Below are 518 nucleotides of genomic sequence, written 5' to 3'. Positions count from 1 at the left end.
CGGGTACAGAGATTGACCACCGCGTTCGTATCGTGGCTGACAAATAAAACGGTGCCCCGCTCCATGAACGCGCGCAGAAAACGCATGCACTTTTGCGTGAAGAATGCGTCCCCGACGGCCAACGCTTCGTCGATCACGAGCACGTCGGCGTCGACGTGCGCAATGACGGCAAAAGCAAGCCGCACGTACATGCCGCTCGAATAGGTCTTCACCGGTTGATCCACGAAGCCGCCAATATCGGCAAAAGCGAAGATGGCGTCGAGCCGCTCCTCGATCTGGGCTTTCGAGAGGCCCAGCAACGCCGCGTTCATGTATACGTTTTCGCGGCCAGTGAACTCCGGATTGAAGCCCGCTCCGAGTTCGAGCAGCGCGGCGACGCGCCCGTTGATCGCAACCCGGCCACCCGACGGCGTGAGCGTCCCGCAGATGATCTGCAACAACGTCGACTTTCCCGAGCCGTTGCGGCCGATGATTCCGATCGTCTCGCCCTTTTGTACGTGAAACGACACATGCTGCAG

Annotated in this window: 1 protein-coding gene; it reads right to left on the bottom strand. The window is 60.0% G+C overall.

Going from position 1 to position 518, the window contains the following annotated elements; translation table 11 throughout:
- A partial coding sequence (locus tag J5M73_RS31070) for an ABC transporter ATP-binding protein (RefSeq protein WP_207816887.1) occupies positions 1-518 on the bottom strand: 518 nt, incomplete at both ends.

Source organism: Pseudomonas sp. 50_B (assembly GCF_017491625.1).
Taxonomy (GTDB): domain Bacteria; phylum Pseudomonadota; class Gammaproteobacteria; order Pseudomonadales; family Pseudomonadaceae; genus Aquipseudomonas; species Aquipseudomonas danubii.
Note: the sequence above shows the minus strand (reverse complement) of the source record. Positions and strands in the feature narration are given on the sequence as shown.